Annotated in this window: 14 protein-coding genes; 2 read left to right on the top strand and 12 right to left on the bottom strand. The window is 57.7% G+C overall.

Going from position 1 to position 15,974, the window contains the following annotated elements:
* Positions 1 to 140: 140 nt before the first annotated feature.
* From B2A78_RS24950 to B2A78_RS24905, 10 genes are all read right to left on the bottom strand, one after another.
* Positions 141 to 494, bottom strand: coding sequence for a hypothetical protein (locus tag B2A78_RS24950; protein WP_168175553.1), 354 nt, complete (start codon positions 492 to 494; stop codon positions 141 to 143).
* A gap of 578 nt (positions 495 to 1,072) precedes the next feature.
* Entirely contained in the window at positions 1,073 to 2,644 is a 1,572-nt protein-coding gene (locus B2A78_RS24945) for a metallophosphoesterase (protein WP_077732758.1), read from the bottom strand.
* Between the two features lie 88 nt (positions 2,645 to 2,732).
* Positions 2,733 to 4,235, bottom strand: a complete 1,503-nt coding sequence (locus tag B2A78_RS24940; protein ID WP_077732757.1) for a patatin-like phospholipase family protein — start codon at positions 4,233 to 4,235, stop codon at positions 2,733 to 2,735.
* An 11-nt stretch (positions 4,236 to 4,246) separates the two neighbouring features.
* Positions 4,247 to 5,140 carry an acetoacetate decarboxylase family protein gene (locus tag B2A78_RS24935; protein ID WP_077732756.1) on the bottom strand — a complete coding sequence of 298 codons (894 nt, stop codon included), beginning with the start codon at positions 5,138 to 5,140 and terminating at the stop codon, positions 4,247 to 4,249.
* Between the two features lie 23 nt (positions 5,141 to 5,163).
* On the bottom strand, positions 5,164 to 6,192 hold the full coding sequence (locus B2A78_RS24930; protein ID WP_077732755.1) for an alpha/beta fold hydrolase: 1,029 nt from the start codon (positions 6,190 to 6,192) through the stop codon (positions 5,164 to 5,166).
* Between the two features lie 27 nt (positions 6,193 to 6,219).
* Positions 6,220 to 8,433 (bottom strand): GMC family oxidoreductase, encoded by a 2,214-nt coding sequence (locus B2A78_RS24925; RefSeq protein WP_205780901.1) that lies wholly within the window; start codon positions 8,431 to 8,433, stop codon positions 6,220 to 6,222.
* A gap of 1,270 nt (positions 8,434 to 9,703) precedes the next feature.
* Positions 9,704 to 10,552, bottom strand: a complete 849-nt coding sequence (locus B2A78_RS24920) for a class I SAM-dependent methyltransferase (protein ID WP_240502680.1) — start codon at positions 10,550 to 10,552, stop codon at positions 9,704 to 9,706.
* A 97-nt stretch (positions 10,553 to 10,649) separates the two neighbouring features.
* The gene (locus B2A78_RS24915; RefSeq protein ID WP_077732754.1) at positions 10,650 to 11,819 is read right to left on the bottom strand and encodes an acyl-CoA dehydrogenase family protein; all 1,170 of its coding nucleotides are present in this window, start codon (positions 11,817 to 11,819) and stop codon (positions 10,650 to 10,652) included.
* 243 nt (positions 11,820 to 12,062) lie between these two features.
* Positions 12,063 to 12,422, bottom strand: coding sequence for an exosortase system-associated protein, TIGR04073 family (locus B2A78_RS24910; RefSeq protein ID WP_077732753.1), 360 nt, complete (start codon positions 12,420 to 12,422; stop codon positions 12,063 to 12,065).
* Positions 12,423 to 12,556: 134 nt separating this feature from the next.
* Positions 12,557 to 14,176, bottom strand: coding sequence for a B12-binding domain-containing radical SAM protein (locus B2A78_RS24905; RefSeq protein WP_077732752.1), 1,620 nt, complete (start codon positions 14,174 to 14,176; stop codon positions 12,557 to 12,559).
* Between the two features lie 430 nt (positions 14,177 to 14,606).
* Here B2A78_RS24905 and B2A78_RS24900 point away from each other — a divergent pair, with 430 nt between their 5' ends.
* Together B2A78_RS24900 and B2A78_RS24895 are read left to right on the top strand one after the other, a co-directional pair.
* Positions 14,607 to 14,870: an AbrB/MazE/SpoVT family DNA-binding domain-containing protein gene (locus B2A78_RS24900; protein WP_077732751.1), complete on the top strand. Its 264-nt coding sequence runs from the start codon at positions 14,607 to 14,609 to the stop codon at positions 14,868 to 14,870.
* Complete coding sequence (locus tag B2A78_RS24895; protein ID WP_077732750.1) at positions 14,857 to 15,246, top strand: type II toxin-antitoxin system VapC family toxin; 390 nt, start codon at positions 14,857 to 14,859, stop codon at positions 15,244 to 15,246. The genes B2A78_RS24900 and B2A78_RS24895 overlap by 14 nt, the downstream gene beginning before the upstream one ends.
* Positions 15,247 to 15,338: 92 nt before the next feature.
* Here the strand turns inward: B2A78_RS24895 and B2A78_RS24890 are convergent, their stop codons facing one another.
* Entirely contained in the window at positions 15,339 to 15,548 is a 210-nt protein-coding gene (locus B2A78_RS24890; RefSeq protein ID WP_077732749.1) for a type II toxin-antitoxin system HicB family antitoxin, read from the bottom strand.
* Positions 15,549 to 15,626: 78 nt separating this feature from the next.
* A partial coding sequence (locus B2A78_RS24885) for an FtsX-like permease family protein (protein ID WP_205780900.1) occupies positions 15,627 to 15,974 on the bottom strand: 348 nt, incomplete at its 5' end.

Raw genomic sequence — 15,974 nt, 5'->3', positions numbered from 1 at the left:
TTAAATTGGGCGGGTGGGGTGGAATCCGATATCGATGTGGGCGAGCGGGTTTGAAACCCATTCGGCGCATTACGCTAAATCTCATGCAGCATACACAAGCTGGGGGTTAGAAACCCCCGGTTACCCGATTGGGCGTCACATCAGTCAGCCACGCGCACATACGTTACATCCGCGTTCTCGTAAGGCCGCACTCGGGCGTGATATTCGTAGTCACTGCGGGAGGGCTCCTCTTCTCGATTTTCAGCCCCGTTCATGAAGTCCTCAAGATGGAACTGGAAATGCCAAAGACCGCTGGTTGCGATCGTCTGAACGTAGATCGACATTATTGGCTTAACGCCTATTTCGCCAAGAATATCTCGCGCACAGATCCCCTCGAAGAATACGAGACGAAAGTACTTCTGGAGTCGCTCGATATCGTCTCTTAAGAATTCGAGCGCCAGCCGACCGACGAAGGAACCACCTCGTCCCGCTTCGACATAGCTGTCCGCACTCACTCGGAATCCGTTTAGGTCACGTGCCAGATGCATGGTGGCCGTAGATTTTCCCGAACAACTGGCACCATCAATCACGACAACGCCGGTTGCAGAAGCCGTCCTAGCAGCGACTACCTGATGCAGATCGTTGTAAGTATCACAGCGCATTCAGTGATGCCCAACGTTTGAGTTGAGGGGCGCGGAGACAGCAAGCGAAGCTTGCTGGCGGAGCGTCCCTCTCGAGCGAAGTGTTAGGCATCTCGTCTGACCCACTCATCTACAGTAGTGAACATGTAGTTACCTACCGGGGCATACCGTGGATCGTTATGAACGAATGGGTTAGTGCCAATCCACTCGACAACGACAGACGATGATTCAAGTACCGGCTCGGCAAAGGGCTTTGTCGGCAAGGGATTGCCGACCTACGTTCTTCCCGCCCTACACAAATCCGTACACCGGGATGAAAAACGCTCTAGTAAGGCGGAATAGCCTACCCGCGTATTCCAATCGCAAACGGTCGCTTCGGGAGCGCCGAAGCGACCCTTCCAATCGCAAACGGGCATCCAGGGAGCGCCTGGATGCCCGTTCCGCCGAATGATTCACTTCCAATCCAGCTTGTCGCTCCAGGTCAGGTTGTCGTCGACCCAATAGCCGAAAATCCTTTTGTCGTCGCCGGGGGCGGGTTTGAGGTCGAGGACGAACAGGGCGCGGCCGACGCTGCGGCGGCGGTAGCTGGGTTTGGTTCTTCTCAGGAGCTTGAGGAGCCAATGTCCGGCGTTCTTTTCCACGACCTGGTCGCGCCAGGTGCCGAAATTGATGTAGGTATAGTTTCGGCCCTTGTCGACATCCGGTTCTTCTTCCAGGGGATTATGGGTGTGGCCTTCGCCGTGGATGTGGAATCCGTAGATTCGATTTTCGGGCAGGAAAGCCGGGAATTTCTTCATCTCTTCGAAAGTGACCGCATCTTCCCGGTGGTGGCTGCGGAACCAGGCGAGTATTTTCATGAACCATTCGATCGCCTTGAGTTCGAGCGTGCGGTGCAGCTTGCTCGCGACACCTAGCCACCAGCGCAGAAATTTCAGGCCGATGCGCCGTTTCCGGGGGGAGCTTTCATAGGTGAAGTCCCAGCTCAGCCACTCGGATACCGAGTCTTGCAGGAGCTTTTCTATGGTGTCGGCGAGGTCGGGCCGCTCCTTGAGCTTCCGGGTTTCTTCGATGATGCGTGAAACCGCCGCATAGCTCGGCCGGTAAAGATCGAGTTCGTCGAGGACTTGTTCCAAACGGGTCACCCCGAGGCTTTTCGCTTCCGCCCGTGCTATGCGTTTCCTGTCCTCCTCGGCCAAGGCTTGCTTCGCTTTCCAGATGAACCCGGACAGAACGCCCGCCGCGACCGTATCGCCGAAGCAGGGATCGGTGAACGGCCGATAGCGGAGTTGCCGCCAGGTCTCTATCTGCCAGCCGTTCTCGATGGACCATTCGGGAAGGGCGCGGCAATTGTCCCCGTCACGCCATTGGCCGTGGGTGACGAACAGGCGGAAGCCGAGGTCCGCATAGTAGAACGGAAACCAAGGGGCGCTGTCGGGACTCTTGAACAGGTTTTCGTCGCCGTACATCCGTCCGACCTTCAGTCGATAGTCTTCCGGAATGTCTTTCAGTTGCCAGCCCAGGCATTCTTCGTAAAAGAGCTTGAGCGCATCGGGCGCGGACAGGATTTCCTTGTCATGATTGCCGAGCAGCACCAGGACGTCGACCTTTTTGACGCCTTTGGCCGTGAGCGCGGCCGGCAATTCCTGGAGCATTCGGAAAAATTTGCAATGCCCGCCGGCATGCCCGTCGTGCTGGTCGACGATCCCTTGCATGATCGTTTTGACAATGGCGGGAAATTCCGGATGATCGCGTTCCCAGGGGTAGACTCCTCGCTCCGCCCAGTGCTTGGTGCGGATCATGTCCACCACGTCGCCATCCAGGACGAACACCAGTTCCTCGATTCCTCGGTCTTCGCACAGGAGAGTGATCTCACCGAAGAAATCGTCCCAGTCGTCGCGGCTTTGCACGCCCACCGTGCCGTCGGTGAAATGCACGTCGCTGATGCAGACGCACAGGCGGTTCGGCCTGTTCGGGTCGCTGATATCGACTTCGTGAAAGAATTCGAGCGCTTCGGATTGGCTCATGATCGGTCCTCCGGGGTTTGTTGTTATTCGTTTTCAGTCCCTGAGGGATGGCCCTGGCTTTCCCTGGCGCGGGCGGAGCGGTTCGGGGCTATCCGTACACGTCGTACAATTCGCCGAGAACGAACCGGGCGAAGCGGGCGACGACCTTGAGTTCGTCGGTCACGGTTTGGGTTTCCGTCGCCCGGATGCCGCCGAGCCAATCCTTGACGCCGCCCATCGACAAGCACAGCGTCCCGGTGCCGAGCGGGCGGGAGTCCGCCGGGTCCGCCGCAAACAGTTGCGCGGAAACGGTGGACAAATCCCGCCACATGTCGGGACCCGGATCGTCGTGCAGAATCTGCTCCGCAACTAGCCCGTAACGCCGGTTTTCGCTCTCGAAGCGGAGTTCGTAACCGATGCGCCGGGTTCGATTCGGCAGGCTGGTCAGGGAAAAGCGGCTATCGGCAAGCAACACCGTCGGCCCGAAAGCGGGGCTGCTCAGATGGCCGGTGATCCGCGCGGCATGCTCGGGATCGGCGAGAAAAGCCTCGAGATCGGCGATGTGGATGCACAGCTCGATCTTCAAATCCTGTTTCGATTCCGGTTGCTGCGCCAAGGAGATTTTTCCCTGAAAACACTTCCGGAAGCGGATTCCGGGCACGGGATCTTTCATGCGCGAGGGATTGCTCTGCGCTTCGGCGGTCGTTCCGGGTATCGCGCGCAGATAGGATTTTCCGTCGGCATAGCCCATTTCGATCAAAGTGGCGTGATCGATCTTGCCGAGATAAAGGTCCGGGTCGAGCGGCAAGGGATATTCCGGCTTGACGACATGAACCCGGATCGCACGGGTTTGGCCGTAGGGGCTGTCGCCGTGTTCGATCCGCCGGTTGATCTCTCGGACGGCCTCCAACTGGCTGTTCAGGGCGGCGTTGGCGCTCATTTCCAGCATCTGGACGTACAGATGCAAGGGGCCGCCCCGATAGGTGCCGGTATTGCCCAAACCCCACAAGACCCAGATTTCCTCCGCGCCGTTTTTCACCGTTTCCGTCAGGTTCGCGTCCTGCACGAAGCCGGTATCCAGGTAGATGCCGCCGTCCTTCCGCACCGGGGGAAAAACGCCGGGCAGGGACATGCCGGCAATGATCATGTCTTCGTCGATGTCCCGGTGGGATATCACCTTGACCGCCTTGTTCGCGTAATCCAGGACGTTATAGCTGGCGGAGAGCGAGTCGACGACGCGGATACGGGCGGTATCGATGCCGAAATGTGGCAGCACTTTGGTGCGAAACCCTTTCGAATCCCCCAGTCCTTCCAGGTTTTCCACATTCAGATAATCCTTGAGCGGCAGGAAGGCGATGGTGTCCTTGAGATTGAGCGTGCGCCAGCGCTGGCAGATTTCGGCCGGCTTCAGCCCGGACAGCAGCATGGACATGTTCAGGCTGCCGCCGGACGTGCCGTCGAAGTACTGAAACTCCAGGCCCGCCTCTTCCAGAGCGAGCAGGATGCCCGCCTGATAAGACAATCGAAGACCGCCGCCCGGAAGGACCAGTGCCCGTTTCGGCTGTCCGGACTTCAAGGGGGCGGTTAGCGGAACCGTGTTGGCTGAGTTCATGGCCGGCCTCCTCAGCGGTTCAGGTTGCCGAAGGTCTGTCCGACGATGGGAGCGGTGGGGGCGGGCGGCCAGGTTTCGTCCAGGGGCAGGTTGATGACGCTTTCCATACCCTCGGGTGCGGTCGTCGGCGGCTGGTCTTGGTGCAAGAACCAACAATCCATATGATCGTCCAGAGTGCCGACGGCATTGGGGATGAACGCCGTCATCAGCGGCTTGTCTGCGATTTCCAGGGTTTTCAAGGGTTCCGCACGCGGATGGTCGCCCAGCACCAGTCGGGCTTTGGCCCAGTTGAACAGGCATAGGCCCGCTTTACCCTGGAAATAGATGTAGGACTTCATCAGCATGCCGCGGAACGCGCAGTAATTGACCGTGTTCATGTTCAGCGGGAGGGGCGTAGACGAGGGCCGGCCGATTTCGATATAGGTCACCAGTTTGCCGTCGAGATCGTACTGGCTGCTGACGGTGTCGTCGCCGATCTTGAAATCGAGGTTGGCCTGATGTTTCGGCATGCCCCAGATTCCCTTGCCGCCCTTTACCGAAATCTTGGTGGATACCGGCAAGTCGACCACGTACTGCCCGCTGCCGAACCAGTTCATGAACAGCAGCGGCAACAGCGACGGCGCGGGTTTCAGGCCATGGGTGCAGGCGATGCCTATGCTGTATTCGACGTAGGTGCCGATATTGGTGCCGAGATAATTGATGACGGTGACGACCAAAAAGCCCTTGCTGCCCACCCGCAGCGGATGGACTTCCGCCGGCAGCAGAGCCTTCGCCTTGTCCGGGTTGATCGGAAAGACCGCCATGAGGACGGGCGAGGGCGCACATTGAACGGGCAGTTGGAAAGGGATGTTGTCGACCAGGGAGTGTTGCCCCGAGATGGCTTTGATGCGTTTTGGAATACCCATTGTGATTACCTTGTTGTTGTTCGTTATTTGGCTAGTTCTTGAATCATTAGAGGAAATACGTCGGTGGCGGCGTTCTTGCCCATGAAAACATCCAAATGGCTGTATTCGGGCAGCACGTGCAGCGCGTGAAAACCCGGCCGCAGCGCGTCGAAGTATTGCCAGGATTTTCTCTGGCTTTCCGGCAGGAAACAGCGGTTCTTCTCGCCGGCGAAGAATACGAAGCGCGCGTCGGTTTTCGGCGGTGAAGCGGCGAAATCCGACGGCAAATCCGGCAGGCCGTCGACCGAGACCAGGTTGCCTTTTTTGACGCAACGGGCCATTTGCTTGAAAAAGCGTAGCGGCACGTTGCCGAACTCCTGATTGATCCAATCCTCGTGGACCAGGTCGGTCAGGTTTTCGTGCCGCCACAGTGCGGGAAATCCGCTGCCGTAGGTGAAGCTGACCATCTTGCACACGGTGCTGTCGCACTCGTGGTGGACCAGCTTCACCAGGCCGGTAATGGTTTTGGCGATCAGGGTCGGCGCCTCGACGCCCCAATGCGGATTGACGTAAGGGGTTAGTGCGTTGACCACGGGCACGGCGAAATTCAGCTTGAATTCCGACCAGTCCGGGACCACCGGATGCAGCGACACGGCGTTGCTGACGATGGTGGTGACTTCCGGCACCAGTCCGGCGATAGCGGACATGGTAAAAGTGGTCGAGCCTTGGCAGTGGATGATGGCCTTGACTTTCCGCTGCCCGGTCTCTTCCAGGATCTTGCGCACCGCGTGAGGGTGGTCGTAGAGGGCGGCGTGATCCAGAGTCCATTCGTTGGGAGGGAAGTCGATGCTGGCGCGCCAATTTTCCAGCCAGACGTCATATCCGGCTTCCACCAGCGCATCGACGACGGTGGGCTGTCCGGGCGCGCGGAAAATGTTCGCTCGCACCCCGGCGCCATGCACCACGATGACGGGCTCCCGCGTGGGAGCCCGGTCCGCCGAGCGGACGTTGATGAGGTTGAGGGCCAGCCCGTCGCCGGCCGTGAACGGTACGATGCGTTCCGTCAAAGACATGGGACGCTCCTTCCCCGAAGGCGGGGTTCAGGGTTGGATGAAATCCGCGATGCGTTCGGCCAGCGCGGCAATCGTGCGGGACGGGTTGAGGCCCACCGCCCTCGGAATGATGGCACCGTCGGCTACGTACAGCCCCGGATAGCCGAATACCTCGCCCTTGTGGTCGACCACGCCGTCGGCGATGCTGGTGCCCATGCGGCAACCCCCCAAAGGATGCGGCGTAATGAGATCTTTTAGGATTTCCCAGGTCGCCGGGACGATGGCCGTGCCCCCGGTGGCTTCCGACAGCGTCTTGTGCATGTCGATCAGCGCCTGAACCGCGCCCTCCGATTTCTTGATGTTCCATTCCAGGTCCATCTTGTGGCGGAACGGCGGAATCCAGCTGCGGGAAAGTTTCAGCACACCGTCCGAGGCGTCGACCGCCTGGCCGAACCAGGGCATGACCGCAGACAGCGGATCGCTGCCTTTGTTGAGGGATTTCAGAACCGAGAAGAAATGGCCAAAGTGGTGATCCTTGCTCAAATCCTGAAGGGAATCCTTGAGCAGGTTGGGGAAACCGCCATCCTGCACCCAGAAGCGTTGTTTACGGAAAAAGCCGTCCAGGAAATCGATGGCGCTGGTGATGGTGGGGCCGCGGGTCGGCGAAATTTGGCGGTTCTCATAAATTGCCGGAGTCAGAAAATCGCCGTTGGAACTCCAGCCGACGCCGAGCATCGGGCTCAGCTCGGGCAGGGTGCCGTACTGATCGCGGCAGCGCAGCAAAAGCTCGTTGCTGCCCATGGTACCGGCCGCGACGATCACTTTCTTTGCGTTCAAATGGCCGGGAACCAGTTTTTTCTTCTTCGTGTCGATCACGTCGAAGTCGACCCGGTAGCCCGTGTTGCCGTGCAGGGGGGTGATGCGCTGAACCAGGTGCAGGGGCTTGACCTCCGCGCCGTGCTTTTCGGCGAGAGGGATGTAGTTCAGGTCCAGTGTGTTGCGGGCCTTGACCTGACAGCCGATGTCGCAATTGCCGCAGTGAACGCAGGTCCCCTGTTCCAGGCCGAATGCGTTGACGTGCGATTTCGAGTGCTTGTCGTCGAAGGCGTCGGGCTTGTCGTAGCTGAACTCGGGATCGAAATTGACGGCCAGCGGCATTTTGCGAAAACGCGCCCTATAGCCGCAATTTTCCGCCGCTTCTTTCATGAGCTTCATTTTCGGCGGCCATTGATTGTCCGGCACTTCCTGGACGTTGAGCATCTTGCCGGTTTTTTCGTAATAGGGCTTCAGTGCGTCGTAAGTGATTTCCGCCGGCCAGCCTGATTCGAACGCGAACGGTTCAGCCTCGACGAAGATATTCGCGTAAATCAGCGAGCCGCCGCCGACGCCGCAGCCCTGGGCTACGGCCATGTGCTTGTAGAATCGGATGTCGATCCAGCCGTTGTCCTTTTCGGGTTCTTCGTGGGACCACCACCAAGCATCTTTCGGCCCGCGCGGATAATCCTTCACATCCCAGCGGCGGCCGCGTTCCAGAATGCAGACCTTCATGCCTTTTTCCGCCAGACGGCAGGCGGTGACCGCGCCGCCGAAGCCGCTGCCGATCACGATCACATCGTAATGCAAAGTGTCGTCGACATTCTTGTCGAAGACCTGCCTACCGAATTTCGGGATGACGTAGGCATCCCACAGCTTGCCGGCGAAGAATCGGCCGAACTTTTCGACCGCGGCGGCCTTTTCGGCCAGGTTTTCGGCGTTCGGCACTTCGATGGTCGACAACAGGTCGGCCAACTGTTTGATGCCCAAGGTCAGAATGCCCGCGCCTATGACCGGGGCGGTCTTGTCCTTGCCCTGATGCAGCGTGGTATAGAGGGTCGTGGTGTCGGACCACAGATCGAAACCGGAATCGTCCCTGACGTCTTTATGGCCGGCGAGGTAGTAGTCTTCGCCCTGATGATGGAAGGCCAGCTCGTAGACCATATAGGTCATGTCGGGATTGTCGGTGGGCTTGAACAGGTTGAAGACCCCGGTGGGCGCCTCGATGCCCATGCCGAGAGGCGGGAAATCGATGGTGCCTTTCAGAGAGCCTAAATGATCGGGATCGCTGACGAAACGGTCCAAATCGTCGATACCGACCTCCGCGTGCATGGCCAGAGTGGTCCCGTCCTGTTTTCCCCGCTGCGCGCCTTCCGCGGTATCGCTCGCCCCCAAAGCAAAATACCCCGACATGGTTTCCTTAAAGGTCAAGGATAAGATCGTCATCATTATTCTCCTTCTCGTTATGGATGATGAATGTATTGTTATAGGTCGGCCCGGAAATGCTTTTTCGGCATTAAGGGTAATCCGATTTAACCCCCGAGTCCGTCACACGATCTACGATTCGAAACTCTCCTGAAAAAAATGAATAATAGTCCGGCTTACGAAAAACGACATCTAAATATTGAAGATAATTGGCCTGACAAGGCAAAAGGCCTTTGTAAACAACGAACCCTTGGTTTGTGCCAGTGCTTTTTATCCCTTATCCCACCAGACATTAAATATCAGCCGGAAGCGGTTTGGCGCGAGCGGAACACTGAAAAGTGCGGCATATCTATGAGCCGCATGAATTCTGTCGGCTTGCGGCCGCTTCCATGCTAAATGGGCTATACGCTTGTGAGTAGGCTTCAGCCCGCGATTGGCAGGCGCACCGGATCACGGGCTAGCCCGCAAGAGCTAACCGCTAGCGATGCGCTGTTCGAGATAGGATGGGGTCGCCGGCGTGCATTTGCTTCCCTAGATCCGAGGCAATGCCTTTATTAACCCGGCCTATAAATATAGGCCGGGTTAATCCGGGGCAGGGATGCCCCGGCGCGGCGACAAGCCGCGTGAGCCCAGGCCGGGCGTGTACCGGCCTGGGCGGCGGCCCGAAATACCAGGAGGGTATTTACGGGCCTGATTAATAGGTTAAGCCATCATGCCGGCAGGGAATCACGCCGGACTATCCTACGCCCATTGGGAAAATGCGCAAATCCGTTCCCGGCGGATTGGTCCGCCACAAATTTGCCAGGAGCAACCATTCGGTCGGGAGCCGAATGGGGCAAACGAAGTTTGCCTAGCGGGCCAAAGCCGGGGACGGCTTTGGTCAATTGGGAAGTGCGGAGTTCGGTCCGAAGAACGAGCCTCAGGGACGGGGTGAGCACAAAACCGTCGGGAATTGGTTTTGGACTGCCCGCGGCGGGGCAAGATTCGTGGAATGCGGCTTTATTGCCGCTGCATCCTCAGTTCACCTTTTTGAAGAAACGAGTTTCCTGAACAATCGTGCTTTAAAAGTCCCGGAAGCGAGGCGAATACTCGTCTCGTTCTAATGGTAGGGGATCTATTGCCTCCTAAATCCGTAATGGCTCACACGGAATTAACCTCGTCGAATTCGATCGAGTTTCTGTTTGTTATGCCCGTGTTTACCTTAGTGATTTAGTATTTAAACGAATATTTAAATACTATTGGAATTTCATCAACTATACTTTTTCGCTTCTCCCTTTACCGATTCCGCACCATATTATCGGGCGCTTTGCAGTCCGGGTGGTGCCAGATTCGGGTTATGGTCGATAACGTACAGGAACCGGACCAAGGTTCCCCGTTCGGCGTGGTCCTTGAACCAACCGTTTTCGGCCATACGGGCTTCGCAAAGGAATTCGTTGCCTTCGGCAGCGAACTCGGGTTGCAGTGTCCGGGAGAACTCGTAGTTCTTTATCCAATGATTTCGGATGTTTGCGGTGAAGTCATGCTGGGTATAGCGGAACGACAAGCCTTGTAAGGTTTCGGCCATGCGCGTGTGACCGGGGAGCAAGATCGTGTCGGGATCGTTTTCTTCCTTTGCCTGAAAGGCGGCGACGATCATCCGGCCGCCGGGGGCCAGTTTGGCGTTGAGCTTCGCCAGCGTGGCACCGTAATCGCCCATGAAATAAATGGAATCGATTGCCAGGATGACGTCGTAATCCCCGCCGGGGAGCTCGTCGTGGATCAGGTCGACGCATCGGAAATCCAGCGCGGGCGTTTTTCCCTGCGTTCTGCGTTGCGCCTGAGCGATGGCGACATCCGAATAATCGACTCCACGTATGGTGCAGGCGGTGCGCTGATGGAGATACTCCGTGATGTATCCGTTGGAGCAGCCGACTTCCAGAACCTTCTCACCCGGCTTGAGCAGCGAAGCCAGGCAATCCATCTCGTCCGTGTCCATCATGCCGTGCTGGCACAAGTCCCGGCCGTAAACCGCCTCGCAGAAGCGCGAATGGGTCGGGCTTTCGGCTGCACGCCGAAAATATTCGTTGTACCAGGCTTTCGAAAACATCTGGGCCTGACCCATGTCGGCCGTGTGGTTCATCAGTTCGCCCATGCTCTGATCCATACGTATGCTCCGGTGTTATTTAATTAGTGAATTCTAATATATCAGGCGTGCTCGGGATTTGTCCCGAGAGCGTTGCCTCTTGATGTCAGCAATGGCGCTAGAACTGGAAAAACGGCCACTCGGGTTCGAGTCCGAGCATGATTTGTCCGACTGCCTCCAGCTTGCCCGCGTTGATGAAGCCATGCTGGGTGATGACGTGGATGTCGCGGAAGTGCTTCGAGAACTCATATTCTTCTCGGATTCCCGAGGCTCCCACGATCTCGTGGATGAGGTCCACCGCTGCCGCGGATTCGAGAACGGCGTGGGTCATCGCGAGTTGCATTTTGGCTTTGAGCTCTATCGTGACGGATCTCGCAGCGACGGCTTCTTTCCAAGCTTCCTCGAACGCCTGGTAGAAATAGAGTCGGCCGGCACCGAGTTTGGCTTCGGCTCGTGCGAGCTGTGATTGAACGACGGCCTGATTCTTGAGCGTCTTCGTTCCATACGCGGGCGTCTTCCGGGTGATGAGCTCGACCGCTTCATCGATGGCCGCGCGTGCGATACCGAGCGCCGGCGGGACGAGGGCGGCGATCGCCGGCCAGACCGTCAGCCGGTAAAGAGATCCCTGATAGGCGCTGCCCGGTTTCTCTAACGGTCGCCATGGCGCGGCCCAATGCTCGGGGATGAATACGTCCCGCATCTCGACATCATGGCTGCCGCTGCCGCGCATGCCCATCGTGTTCCAGTTGTCGACGATTTCGGCTTCGGGCGCGGGAACCGCGATCAACAGCATTTCCGGATTGCCATCGGCGGCCACGCGCAGTTCGCCATCATCGTAGATATTCGCAAAGCCGAGAAAGGCCGTCGCATGGTGTGCGCCGCTCACGAAGGTCGTGCGTCCCGAGATGCGATAGCCGCCCGCGACCGGAACGGCCTTGCGCGCAGGGTTGAAGGAGCCGACCGGAATTGCCTCGAACCCAAAAATCTCCTGCGCGGCCTGGTCGCCGAACCATGGGGCGAACATATCGTGGGCAACGGCGATTTGCAGATTCCAACCCGCCGCACTGTCGATACGGGAGACTTCCTCTATTACGCGAAAAGCAGAGATCGGCTCGACCTCAAGTCCGCCGAATGCCTTCGGCCGCCACAATCGATAGAGGCCCGCCTCCTGCATCGCCTTCGCCACCGGTATTGCCAGTTTGCGCTCGCGTTCGGCCGCCTGTGCATATTGGCGGATGATCGGTTCGATCTCTCGAACCGTTTTCAGCAGGGAATCGACTGTGGGCATGAACGCCTCCTCTGTTTACGTCTTATCGAATGCGGGCGCGGATCGACCGCTTCTCCGAGCCGCCGGAGTATATCAAAGGGTAAAAGGGCGGACGGCAAGGCGGTACCTCGGTGAGCGGAACGGTGGCCGATCAGGAGCGACGGAGCGAGGCGGTGAAGTTCGCGGGATGTGGCTCGTTTTTCACCCACATCCCGCGACTCTTGGCTGGAAGTCGGACGACGGATCGTTCGAAACGCTTACGAATTACAAATAAGCGTCACCATAGGAGGTGGATTTTTCGAAGTTCTCCCACACATAGGCCGGTTCGACCAGGCTCTTGGTCGGAATCGGACTGGTGATGACGTCGAAAACGCCGGATGCGGTCCTGCCGAGCGTGTCCAGCGTACCCATGATCAAGCCGCCAGCGCTCCCGACGACGGGATTGGTCTTCTTGCTTGCGCCTACGATATTTTTCGGAACTTCCCCAATCCCGGTAAACAGATTTGCAAATCCCCTCGTGAACTTGTCGCCTACCTCGGAAAAGTAGCCGTCCGCGTGACCGGCCGGTGCATGGGCGGCGATCGCAAGAGCTACGGTCAAGGTAAGGGATTTTACGTTGCGCATGGTTGTTTCCTCAGCAAGTCTTGTTGTTATATAGTTTCGTGACGAAACTAAAGTGTAGGGGGGCGGAATTGCTTAAGTCAACAGCCATGACAACCGGCCTGGTCGCCTCGTGCGAAAGGCTTGCAAGGCCGGGCTCAGCCTTCGGCCGATATGCTGGATTGATACCGAAGCCAGTTTTGGTTCGTGTCCCGGTCGAGTTCGTCAATCCGACGATCGATGGCGCCGATGACGTAACGCGAATACGGGCCGAGATGCAGGTACATCGCCATGAGACTGACAGCGAGACGCAAGGCCTGCGGGTTGGTTTTGGCGCAGTTCATGAAGGTCTGCCAGAATGCGTCGCGCAATTCCGGCAATTTGTTGAAAACCTTGTTGACCGTTTCGACGGCGCCGACTTTTCGCCGGGCGTCCCCTTTAGGTAAGTCGCGAGGACGATCGGATCGGTCCAGCAGGCTGACCAGCCGATTGATCCGTCCGACGTAGGCGACCGGGTCATACACGCGCTGGAGAATGCGCCGGTAGTCGTCAAGCACATCCCGGAGCGGGCGCAAGGTGTCGAAATTCAAACCACTGGTGCATTGGTCGCCGGCGTCCACGTCCGGCATGATGTCATGGCCCGGATGGAGGCGCCCCTCCCGCTGTAGCCGCCGGGTCAGCTGTGTATTCGGCAATGCATACAGAAGCCCCACCATGCACACCGGAATCGCCGCCGCCTCGATGAAATCCGCCATGGCATCGGCGATCGAGTCCTTTTCGCTGTCGAATCCGACGATGAACCCGGCAGTAACCATCATGCCGTAGGAGTAAATCTTGTGGATGCTCTCGACCAAGTCGCGGCGGGTGTTCTGCCTTTTCTTGGTCGCGATCAGAGTCTCCGGGTCCGGACTCTCGATGCCGATGAAGACGAGGAAGAAGTTCGCCCGTTTCATGAGTTCGAGAAGCTCGGTGTCTTCGGCGAGATTGATCGAGGCTTCGGTCGAGAATTCGAAAGGAAAGTCATGGGCTTCCTGCCAGGTTATGAGTTCGGCCAGGAACGCCTTTACCACCTTCTTGTTGCCGATCAGGTTGTCGTCCACGAAATCGACGTGCCCCCGGTAACCCATTGAATAGAGTGCATCGAGTTCGGCGAACACCTGCGCCGCGGTTTTGGTGCGCGGCACCCGTCCGTAAAGCTCGATGATGTCGCAGAACTCGCAGGTGAACGGACAGCCCCGTGAGAACTGCAAACCAACGTAAAGATAATGCTCGAATTTGAGCAAATCGAAACGCGGGATCGGGCTCTTCGTGACATCGATCTGGAACTTGGGGGCGGTGAACATCCCCGATCGTTGTCCACTCTCCCAGGCATCCACGAACGTCTGCATAATGCCCTCGGCTTCTCCGAGAACCAGGAAGTCCGCCGAACGGTAAACGTGCGGACTCGAGGTCGCATCCGGCCCGCCCACGACCACGGGCGTGCCCATGATGTGGGCTCGTTCGATCAAGTCGAGCGTATCGGGCTGCTGGGTAATCATGCCCCCCGTCATCACCATATCGGACCAGGCGATATCCTCGTCGCTAAGCTCCTCGGTGTTCCGGTTGACGAGACGGATATTCCATTCTCGAGGCAGCAATGAAGCTACGGTAACCAAGCCAAGCGGAGCGGCCGGATAACGTGCGCCCACCAATTCGCAGGCTTCGGGGTAATTCCAGAACGATTCCGCTTTGAAGCGCGGATAGATCATCAAAACATTGCAGGAGGCCACTTCCTTCATGATGTTCTCCGATCCATGGAAATTAGCAGGGGGCGTGGGATTTGACCCAACAGTGCGCTTCTGAAAGATACCTGTCAAGGTCCAGATTCGGTCTGTTCGCATGACGTAAGTGGCTTTCTGTCCGGCATGTGTTACAGCTGAAAGCAAGACAGAACGCCCGCACGTCATTGTCTTGACAAGCGTTCAAGCCGGGTAGAGTGGGAGGATTCAGCTCCGGAAAACGTTTCGGTAGAGTGGGGCGGCGAACGAGACCGACATTCGCAAGGTCTGTAGATGCCGGTTTGAGCTCGGATTCTGCACGGTTGCATTCTGGATGACGGACTGACTCGTCCAATCGGAGCAAAAAGCAAGAATCTCTTTTCGTTGGCTTATTGACGGATGATGTTCTTAAGCACAAAATCTTACGTTTGTCTTACATTGGGTATGCGCCATGGAGACCACCAAACTTTCGAGCAAAGGCCAAGTGATCATTCCCAAAGGGTTTCGAGCGGCCCACGGTTGGGAAGCAGGGCTGGAGCTGGTTGCCATCGAGGTTGGCGACGGCATTCTGCTCAAACCGAAAGTGCCTTTCGAGGAAACCGTTCTCGACGAGGTTGCGGGCTGCTTGCGGTTCGAAGGGAAAGCCAAGAGCGATGTAGAAATCGATCAAGCGATACGCCAGCACGTAAGGAAGGAATGGCGTGATAGCGATTGATACCAATATTGTCGTACGACTTCTCACCCGGGACGATCAGGCTCAATACCAGGCCAGCTACCAGCTCTTCCGGACGGCCGAGATCTTCATACCCGATACGGTGATCCTGGAAACCGAATGGGTGCTGCGTTATGCGTACGACTTTAAACCCGCGGAAATCTGCTCCGCATTCAAAAAGCTATTCGGGCTCAAAAACGTTCATGTAAACAATGCCCAGCTTGTCGCGCGGGTGATCAACTGGCACGAAGCCGGTCTGGATTTCGCCGATGCTTTCCACTTGGCGAATAGCGAGCGGTATTCGTCCCTGCAAACATTCGACGAGCGGTTTATCAAGAAGGCTGGCGGCTTGTCGGATTGCTTGGTGGGAAAGCCCTGATTCGCCTGTAGGCTGGGTCAGAGAAACAAGCCCCAGTTTTTATAGGCCGCGAACGCAGAGTGAAGCTGGGGTTCCGCAAAACGGCCATTGACTCATGCGTTGGCAGCAAGCGAGAAATGAATCGGAATTGGGCGACTTTCTCCTTGTTCCAGGCGCTCGGCAATGACGCGCAGGGCAAGAGCTTCAACCTTGACCATGGCCTCCTCGGCATTTGCGCCATAGGCGAGCACGCCCGGCAATTCAGGAACTTCGGCAAGCCAACGGCCATCCTCTTCTTGCTCGTGTTCGATACAGAAATTCATGGATTTTCCGGTTGGTAAACGTAACTGAACTTAGTCCTACTATAGATCGCGAAAATTAAGGCGGTTTACCCACGTTCATCACTGATACCGCAATGCCTCGATCGGCCGAAGTTCGGCCGCCTTGCGGGCGGGATAAAACCCGAAGAAGATGCCCACTGCCGCGGCGACGGTGAAGGCGAGCAGGATGGACCAGAGGGTGACGACCACGGTCATGCCGCCCAGGCTGGCGGCGAGCCAGGCCCCGGCGAACCCGATGGCGGCGCCGATCAGGCTGCCGGCCAGGGAGATGATCAGGGCTTCCAGGAGGAATTGCAGCAGAATATCCTGCCGCCGCGCGCCGATGGCGAGGCGGATGCCGATTTCGCGGGTCCGTTCGGTCACCGAGACCAGCATGATGTTCATGATGCCGATGCCGCCCACCAGGAG

This window comes from Methylocaldum sp. 14B (assembly GCF_002005105.1).
Classification (GTDB): domain Bacteria; phylum Pseudomonadota; class Gammaproteobacteria; order Methylococcales; family Methylococcaceae; genus Methylocaldum.
Note: the sequence above shows the minus strand (reverse complement) of the source record. Positions and strands in the feature narration are given on the sequence as shown.